The sequence below is a fragment of the Nocardia sp. CY15 genome, from assembly GCF_009829295.1.
In the GTDB taxonomy this organism is placed as follows: Bacteria; Actinomycetota; Actinomycetes; order Mycobacteriales; family Mycobacteriaceae; genus Nocardia; species Nocardia sputi.
This window is the reverse complement of sequence record NZ_VUOT01000013.1, coordinates 97,961-106,470: the sequence shown is the minus strand read 5'-3', so window position 1 is coordinate 106,470 and position 8,510 is coordinate 97,961. Positions and strand designations below refer to the sequence as shown.

Here is an 8,510-nt window from a genome sequence, read left to right as displayed (position 1 = left end):
AAACTGCTTACTACCTTGTTTTTCTGCTCGGGCCCTGTGGGGGGCTCACTGCGGTGCCCCCACCACTGGGCTTGCCTTGGAATGTCAGTGATGGTGTTGGTCGTGCATGCGGGAGTCCCACGCTGTGGGTAGATCGTCGGACAGTACCGGTGCGCCGAGGGTTTCGTCGTCGAAGTCGAAGGCGTCCAGTAGTGCGGGCAGGTGGGCGCCGAGATTGTCGATCGCCTGGAAAATCAGCCCTCTGCGGCCATGCTGCTTCACGGTCTTGACAGCAGCGATGTCGAGGAGACCGTGGGTGAGATACCACGAATCATGCTGATTGATCTGGTCCAGTGCGAAGACGTCACGTACGGCCGCGATCTCGGGATGGACTGCGGCGAGTTCATCGAGCAACTGCAGGGCTTGTTCGGCGCAGTAGGCCTGCGCGAGTTCGAGTGTATCCGGGATGACATCTAGTCGAGCTTCCAGTGCTGGGTCGCTCAGCAGCGGTTGCGCTTCTTGTGCGATCGTCAGCGTGCGTGCGCGGAGCAAGCGCGCGCGGTCTGTGGGGTCGGCGGGATCGTGCAGCGTCGGTTCGGGTGACGGTGTGCGGCCGAGTTCTTTGGCCAGTACGCGCCCGCCCACGCTGCCCAGCACTTTGGTGTCGCCCTCGCCTGTGATGGCGGCATGGCAGATTCCGATGTAGTCGGCGACCCGGTTGTCGCTGAACATTCCTTGCGCAGCCATTTTCAGGCGGCAGTCGGTGACTGTGGCCAAGGCATGCTCTTGGATGAAGTATTTGGCCGCCATGACCGCCACGACGGTGCCGCGTTTGGTGAGATCGGCGTCTGCGAGGAAGGTCTTGACCGCGTTACCGTAGATGGTGCGGGCGACGGTGCCGGCGAGTGCGGTGAGCAGGGTGTCTTTCACATGCGGGATGTCGACCATGAGTGGTTTGGCGTTCGGCGTCAGCGGCACGCGCCGCTTGCAGGCGTAGCGGAGCGCGATGTAGAGCGAGGCGCGGGCTGTGGCGTTGAGACATGACGACAGAGCGAGACGGCCGACGGTCAGTTGGCTGATCGCCGAGGCGAATGCCCGCTTCCGGCTGTTCTCGTCAGCCCAGGTCAGCACTCCGTTGCGGTCGATGGTCGCCAGGTTGTTGCTCAGCCAGGCACTGCGCTCGACTCGAAGATTGTCGAAGCTGATGACTGCGTTATCCATGACAACCAGCTGCTGACGGCCGAGCTGGGTGATCGTGACGCCCGGAGCCGGGTCGCCGTTGGCGTCGCGCAGCCTCGCGGTGAACAGGTGCACGCCCTGATCAACGCCCTCCGCGTCGATGAGCCGCGCACCGATGACGCAGACCCTAGCAACCGGAATACCGAGACTTGGCATGAACTTTCGCGCCAGCGGATGTGGGGTATTGATCACGAACCCCTCGCCATCCCAGCTCGCAGTGGTTTGCATGAAGCCGATGTTGGAGCCGCACCCGTACTCGGTCAGCAGCATGACACCGACGCTGGTGCCGTCATCCAGGTCCTTGAGGTACGGCTTCGCGGCGTCGAGGTCGGTCAGGGTGGCCAGGCTGCCCGACGCCAGATTGTAGTGGCCGGAGATAAGCGGGATCAGGTCCGGCGTGAGTACTGCGGTTCGGTCGAACACCGCGAACAACTTGGGCAGATCGGTAGCGACATCGCGGGCACCGATCTCGTTGACCAGGTCTTCCAGCTGGTCGTACGCGTTCTGCCGCCGCTGCACCTGGCTCATGTCCTCGGTGACACGGAAGTCCGGCTTGGTCAGGATCTTCTGCAGCTGACTGTGAAACTCTGGGTCGCCGTGCCGAAGAACCTCCGCCAGCGAGGTGCGTTCCTTAGACCTGTGTGTACCCATAACCGCCTCCTACTCACTTCCGATCCCAACGGCTACTCGTCCACCGTTGGGCATGCCCGAGGCCATCGCACGACCTTCGACGCACCGGAGCCAGCGGTCATCGCACGGTCACGCAAACGCAACCGGGTTCCGGAACAAAGGAGTCAGGCAATCACCTCTCAAAAGCCCACAGCGCCACACACCTTCGCATGAGATTTCACTTCGCTACCCAGCCAACAAAGCTTCGCGCACCACACCGATACCAGCCCCAGGGAGTCGCAAGAACACCGAGGGAGGTTTGCGAGGCCCTAGTCGTCCGATCAAAGGACGCTGGCGGGGCAGGCCCTCGGTTCGCATCAGCCGGGCAGCAGCGCGCACGCGCTGGCGAGCCGAGGAAACGCTCGCGTCGACCTGCGACATCACCATTGCCGCAGAGTTGCCGTTACCCGACCGAAACACAAAATGCATTGTGCCACAACGAGAGACGCGGCTCCTTATCACCTGTGACAAACGCTTGGCTGCCACCTCGAACGCAGGGCCCACCCTCCGGTTCCGGCCGATGGCCGCAAACGAGGAGATCACGGCGATGGACGGCTACACCTACCAGGCCCTGACCATCAGCCGGGTGGAACTGCCCGGCCCGCACCGTGCACGCCGGGGTGTGGTTCCGGCTACTGCGCTGCCTGCTCGACGAGTTGACCATCTCCCGCCTAAGGTGCACGCACGTCGGCACCGACTGGTGGCAGCCAGCAGTTCGAGGCGACCGGCAACACGGAGTAATCCAGTCCAGTCACAACGTGATCCCGCCCCCGCCACGCCAGCCGACCCGACGAAAGGTACATCGTGAGCACTACACCGTCCCCGATCAACCCGCCGCTTGCCACTCGAAGATCGGTGCCAGCGGCAGCTCACCCACCCGGCACTTGTCGAGCGTCATGGTTGATCATTGCCGATTTTTTCGTGGCCGTATTTTTCGTGGCCGGATTGGTCGTGGGACTTCCGGATGAGGTCGGCCGCGTATCGTGCGATGGCCTCGGGGGGTGCGTCGGCTCGGACGGTAGTGCCCGGCTCTCCGGGTTGCAGCGGTTCCAGCGTTGCCAGCTGCGAATCGAATAGGGCTGCGGGCATGTAATGGTCGTGGCGGCCGGTGATCCGCTCGATCAACAGTTCGCGGTCGGCGGTGAGGAGCAGGAAGTAAGGTCCGTGGTGCGGCGGCTCGTAGGGTGTCGCGGTAGCGCCGTTTGAGGGCGGAGCACGCGATCACACCGCCGTGGCCTTCTGTGCCACGGTCGTGCAGCCAGCGGCCGATGGCGTCGAGCCAGGGCTCGCGATCGGTGTCGTCCAGGGGAATCTCGGAGCGCATTTTGGCGATGTTGGTAGGCGGGTGGAAGTCGTCTGCGTCCGCGAACGGAATGCCGAGCTGGGCGGCCAGCAGCCGCGCTGTGGTGGTTTTGCCGGAACCCGAGACGCCGATGACGACGACGCAGGGGGAGCGCGGTTGGTCGGTTGTCATGGTTTCCTACCGGTCGCGTCGCGAAGCTTCACGCTCTGGGCTGCGACGGTGGTCCGGGCCTGGTGAGCCCGCGGGGTAGCTCTCGAGGGGAACGAGGTCGCGCGACCAAGCCGAGATGACCGGAGTCAGGACGCGCCATACTTCTTCGGCCTCGTCGGCGCGGATGGACAGTGCTGGATTCCCGTTGAGCACATCCAGGATCAGCCTTCCGTAGGCGGGAAGGTCGGGAGGCTGGATTCGTGCGCTCATGGTGAGCGGCGCCAGTGTGTCCACACTGCTGCCGATGGCTGTCAGTGCGAGAGTGAGGGTTTCCGGATCGAGCCCGAATCGCAGCACATTGGGCAGTGCGGTTCCGTGCCGGCCGAAGGGCAGGTGAGGCACCGGGCGGAAGTGGATGGCGACCTCTTTCCGGTCGGCTGCGAGTGCTTTTCCGCTGCGCAGCACGAACCTTCTGCCCGACCATCGCCAACTGTCGAGTGTGAGCTCGATCTCGGCGAAGGTTTCGGTGCACCGTCGCGGGTCTACGCCGTCCTCGTCGGTGTAGGACGGGACGCGGCGATCCCCGATCGTGCCTGCCGAGTAGCGGGCACGGCGGGAAAGACGAGGAACGTCCTCATCGAGCGGCCGCACCGATCGCAGCACGTCGACCTTGCGGTCGCGCAGGTCGCGCTCGGACAGCGTGATCGGGGGTTCCATGGCGACGAGGCACAGCAGTTGCAAGAGGTGATTTTGCACCATGTCCTCGAGTGCGCCCACGTTGTCGTAGTAGCCGGCCCTGCCTTCGAGGGTGAGGGTTTCCTCCCAGATGATCTCCACTTTGGCGATATGCGCGCTGTTCCAGATCGGTTCGAGCACGCGGTTGGCCAGTCTGCTGCCGAGGAGGTTCTGTACCGTGGTGATCGCGAGGAAGTGATCCACCCGGAAGATGGCGTCTTCGGGCACCAGGTCCGACAGCAGTCGATTGAGTTCCACCGCACTCGCGAGGTCCTCACCGAATGGCTTCTCCAGCACGATCTTGCTGCCGTGGGGCAGGCCCACACGATGAAGGGTCTCTACCGCAATGGGGAACAACGCCGGGGCCAGCGCCAGATAGACAGCGACGGGGCCGTCGCCGGTGATGGCAGACGCGACTGTAGCTGGATCGGTGATGTCCGCTTGCCGGTACCGAGCCGCGGCCGTGATCGTGTGTCTTGCCCCGGCCGGCACCTCGTCGGCGTGGCGGTCGAGTTGAGCGGCTGTCCATTTGTGGAATTGCGCGTCGTCCCAGTCTTTGAGATCCGCGCACACGAGGCGGAAGCGATCGTCGAGCCGACCGGCAGCCCGTAAGGCGGCCAATCCGGGCAGGAGGTAGCGTCCGGACAGGTCACCGGTGCCGCCGAAGATGACGAGTCGTGTGATCATGCTGTCGCCGCCGGCCGCCAGCTGTCATCGATGGTGAGGGCGCCAACGTCGATCGCTGCTGGCTGTGGAGACTCCTCAGCCTGATACTCGTCGTGCTAGCGATTCTCCTTTTCGTGCAGTGGTGGTTCAAGTAGCGCGTGTAAAGGAGAATAAGACCAGGATAGATGGCTGAACTCAAAGGCATTGGCGGCAAACGCGTTACGAGATCGACCGAGATAAGTCTCCGCAACGGGAACCTGACGTCACCCTTTCGGAATCCGGCCTCATGGTGAGGTGGAGGACGGATCTCTTCTCAGGGTCCGCCTCAACGTCGCCACGTTTCTCGGATTGAGTCGACTCTGGCCGGGCAGTATCGGGTCGACGAACCACCTGCCCTGCGCAGCCGTACTCGCGCCGTGACCGTTCTCCATCCGGCTACGACACGCTCAGCTCTCGAGACGGTCGACAAGTCCTGAAGGTCATCGGTGGTGAGGCCCAGCCGCTCCAGCAACAGTGCCGCAGCTTCCAGATTCGCTTGGCGGGTGGTGCGATCGGCTGTCACAGATCACCGCCCGGTGCCTCGATGATGCGGCGCTGCGCCATATCGTGCAGAGCCCTCGGCGAGAAGAGCACGAGGACTCCGTGCGCGGGATCGGGCGCGAGCAGAACCCGATCGCCGGATCGGATACTGGTCGCGTAACGCAGTTCGGCGGGTAGTCGCAGACACCGGTGCACCGTGATCCTCGCGGTGCCCTCGACACCGAGAGACAGGAATGCGAGATCATCGCGGACCGACCAAGCCAGGCGGTTGCCGGGAAGCCAGCCCATGAGAGCCACCAACCTCTGGTCGTCGATGCGCCCGGCGGAGTCCACGGGGCGCAGCCGGTAGTTCGCGGTCGCAGGCAGCGCATTGTGAAGCTGCGGCAGCGGTAGGGCCGGGCGAGCGGTGGGCCGGCCGTCGAGCCGGTCGGCTCGACCGTCACCCGGCAGCCCGGAGAAGAGCCGCGCAGAAGGGCAGTCGGTCATCGTGCCCATCCGCTCGGCCGGAACTCCGGCAAGAAGGCCTCGGTGTCCAGTTGTCGTTTCAGCACCCTGAAGAGGGTGAGTTCGCCCCGAGAACGTGTATGAACCTGTGTTTCTACGCGGCACTCGATCGCATTCCGCTGGGTATGGCGGTGACGATCGATTTCGTCGGCCCGCTCGCCATCGCGTTGATCGGATCGCGGCGCACGCGCGACGCGCTATGGGTGGCTGTTGCCGGAGCGGGCGTTCTGCTGTTGCTGGTCGACAGTGACGGTCCGGTGTCGTGGGCCGGTGTGCTGTTCGCGGTGGCGGCCGGGGTGGGTTGGGGGGCCTATATCGCGTGCAGCGCCGTGGTCGGCAGGCACACCGCCGGACACGACGGATTGGCGATAGCCATGGGCCTCGGCGGGCTGCTGGCGTTGCCGGTGGTGATCGCGAACGATGCCGTAGCGCTGCTGGATCCGCTCTTCTTGCTGGGCGCCGCGGCCTTGGCGGTGCTCTCGTCGCTGGTGCCGCACGCCATCGAAATGGCGGCTCTGCGCCGGATCACTCCCGTGGTGTTCGGCGTCATGATGAGCTTGGAGCCCGCGTTGGCCGCGGGCGTCGGGCTGCTCTTGCTCGGCGAGGAAATGGGGGCGGCTCAGTGGGCCGGTATCAGCTTGGTGGTCATGGCGTGCGCCGGATCGCCTCGCGGTCCTCGCGACAACGCCGACTCGGGCGGCGGGATTCAGTGCGCCGAAATGGCGGTGTCCAGCACCGTGGACAGAACCACATAGGTATTCCGGGATGTCGATATCCTCACGTGTTCCCGTCGCTACTACCGACAGCGGCCATGACTAGGCGAAATGCATTCGACGCAACGAATTTTCGGTAGATCACGAAGTTGTCGGTGACATAGACAACAGGGGAAACTCCGGTGAATTCACCGCCCTACCGGCGGGTACGTGATCGAATGCTCTGCAAGTGACATCACGAACCCGCTGTGTCGCGTCGCGGGTCCACCGAATCCAGGAGGTCGAACCTGTGGTCGACGCAAGCGTACCTACGCTGCGTCCGTCCGAGCTGGAAAGATTGGCCCAGCTCGACGAACACAACGAACTTTCCGCCGAGCATGTGCGATCGACCTCGCGCAGGACGGGTGTGCCGGAGGCGAATCTCTGGCGGTGGCTGGACGCCCGCCGCGACGCTTCCGCACCGACCAGGCGCATCGACGTTCCCGAGGCCGCCACGCGGCTGGTCGGATATCGGCAGGGCGACCACCGGGCGTCCCGCATCATCACGCTCACCGAGGCGGTCGGAGGCGAGCTCCTGCCGCAGATCTCCGACGGAGACGTCACTACGTTCCTGGCGGACTCCTACCGGAGCCTGCCGGCCTCGGAGTTCGAGCGCATCGACGCCGTCTATACCGAGGGAATCCGAGCGACCTGTCGATGGCTGGCCGAACACACCGGGCAGCCATGCCGCCACGACCTGGACCAGAACGGCGGTGGCAGCTGGATCGGCCCGCGCGGGGCCGGTCTCGCCGAGTACATGCTCGCCGTCCTGCAACCCCGCCTCAACGCGCCGAATCGTTTCCATCAGGGCCGCGGGACCGGTGTGGTGGACGAGTGGAGCGACATCCTGAGCCTGTACCGGTTCCTCGGCGGCCTGATCGCCGACAGCCCCGGCCGCGGACACACCATTACGCGCCTGCGCGGCGCCCAAGCGGCGTTCCTACTGCACGGGCTGCGGCTGGACCTGCCGCCTGACCTGGCGTACTCGGTCGGGCCCGGGCTGACCACCACCCCGATCGACCACGACGTCATCGCCCGCATCCGCGCGCGGACCGCCGATCCGGTGGACGCGGCCGCCATCGCCACCGCACTCTTCACCGGCGCTACAGCCATGGAACTCAACGCGATTCCATGTGTCGCGCTCACCACCGACGCGCTGATCTTCAACGGCCCGATCGGCTACACCCACGCGCCGGATCTGTACGTATGGGTGATACCGCCGCCGGCGCGCCCTGTGCTCTACGAAGCGCGGGCCTACCAGGAATCACGCCCCACACCCAACAGCAAGCTGTTCACCGGGGCTATCGGCGGAGCGGGCTTCCGCCTCCGCAGGCTCGCCGCGGCATGCGAGGTGACCCTCCCGGACCTGTACCACTGGCACCACAGCTGGATCCGGCAAGCCGGACTTCTCCGCATGTCCGAACAGCCGAACCCGGTGCGTAACACGGACCTGCTGTTCGGACTGAAACTCGTACCCCGGCCGCGCCGCCGTCGCGCACGCTGAGGCCGGCGTTTCTACCTGACGCGGTGCAGTGCGTGGATTTCGAGGGCGCCCAAGGTCCAGTGATCTGTCACGGAGAATCCGAAGCGCCGGTAGAGGGGAACATTGTCCGGGTCGGCGGTGGTGAGCCATAGGTCCTCGAATTCGTCGACGATGAGAGCGAGGAGGCGGCGCCCGGCGCCATGCCCGGGGTGCTCGGCGCCGATGAATTCGAGGGTCCAGGCATCGGACGGCTTGCGGCGCTCCGCCTCCCGGGTGTAGCGGAGTGTGCGATGGATCGCTGCGAGGCCGCAGTGGAACAGGACGTGCATGGTCCAAGCCGACCGCGCGGCCGCGTCCGGTGTGGCGCCGGGCGGGCTGAGCAGCGCGGCTGCGCCCGGTGCGGTGCGGGTGACCAGATGGGGCAAGCGTGCGGTGGCGGCGAACCAGTGTCGTCCGCGGTCGCCCGTGATCCAGGCCATGCCGGGTTCGG

7 protein-coding genes and 1 pseudogene are annotated in these 8,510 nt (G+C 65.2%); 2 read left to right on the top strand and 6 right to left on the bottom strand.

What is annotated here, in order from left to right; translation table 11 throughout:
* Positions 1–84: 84 nt before the first annotated feature.
* From GVY39_RS17575 to GVY39_RS17560, 5 genes and pseudogenes are all read right to left on the bottom strand, one after another.
* Positions 85–1,746 carry a hypothetical protein gene (locus GVY39_RS17575; RefSeq protein ID WP_159925762.1) on the bottom strand — a complete coding sequence of 554 codons (1,662 nt, stop codon included), beginning with the start codon at positions 1,744–1,746 and terminating at the stop codon, positions 85–87.
* A 1,035-nt stretch (positions 1,747–2,781) separates the two neighbouring features.
* Positions 2,782–3,012 (bottom strand): hypothetical protein, encoded by a 231-nt coding sequence (locus tag GVY39_RS35290; RefSeq protein WP_369412158.1) that lies wholly within the window; start codon positions 3,010–3,012, stop codon positions 2,782–2,784.
* Positions 3,013–3,025: 13 nt separating this feature from the next.
* Positions 3,026–3,361 (bottom strand): annotated as a pseudogene (locus tag GVY39_RS35285) (gluconokinase); the annotation flags it as partial.
* A gap of 6 nt (positions 3,362–3,367) precedes the next feature.
* A complete protein-coding gene (locus tag GVY39_RS17565) occupies positions 3,368–4,762 on the bottom strand; it encodes a glucose-6-phosphate dehydrogenase (RefSeq protein ID WP_159925758.1) in 1,395 nt (464 codons plus the stop codon).
* 537 nt (positions 4,763–5,299) lie between these two features.
* On the bottom strand, positions 5,300–5,767 hold the full coding sequence (locus GVY39_RS17560; RefSeq protein ID WP_159925756.1) for a hypothetical protein: 468 nt from the start codon (positions 5,765–5,767) through the stop codon (positions 5,300–5,302).
* Between the two features lie 98 nt (positions 5,768–5,865).
* On the opposite strand from GVY39_RS17560, the gene GVY39_RS17555 reads away from it, so the two are divergent.
* Positions 5,866–6,540 (top strand): DMT family transporter, encoded by a 675-nt coding sequence (locus tag GVY39_RS17555; protein WP_159925754.1) that lies wholly within the window; start codon positions 5,866–5,868, stop codon positions 6,538–6,540.
* Positions 6,541–6,787: 247 nt separating this feature from the next.
* Positions 6,788–8,041: a hypothetical protein gene (locus tag GVY39_RS17550; protein ID WP_159925752.1), complete on the top strand. Its 1,254-nt coding sequence runs from the start codon at positions 6,788–6,790 to the stop codon at positions 8,039–8,041.
* Between the two features lie 11 nt (positions 8,042–8,052).
* Here GVY39_RS17550 and GVY39_RS17545 read toward each other — a convergent pair whose 3' ends face one another.
* Positions 8,053–8,499 carry a hypothetical protein gene (locus GVY39_RS17545; RefSeq protein ID WP_159925750.1) on the bottom strand — a complete coding sequence of 149 codons (447 nt, stop codon included), beginning with the start codon at positions 8,497–8,499 and terminating at the stop codon, positions 8,053–8,055.
* Positions 8,500–8,510: the final 11 nt, after the last annotated feature.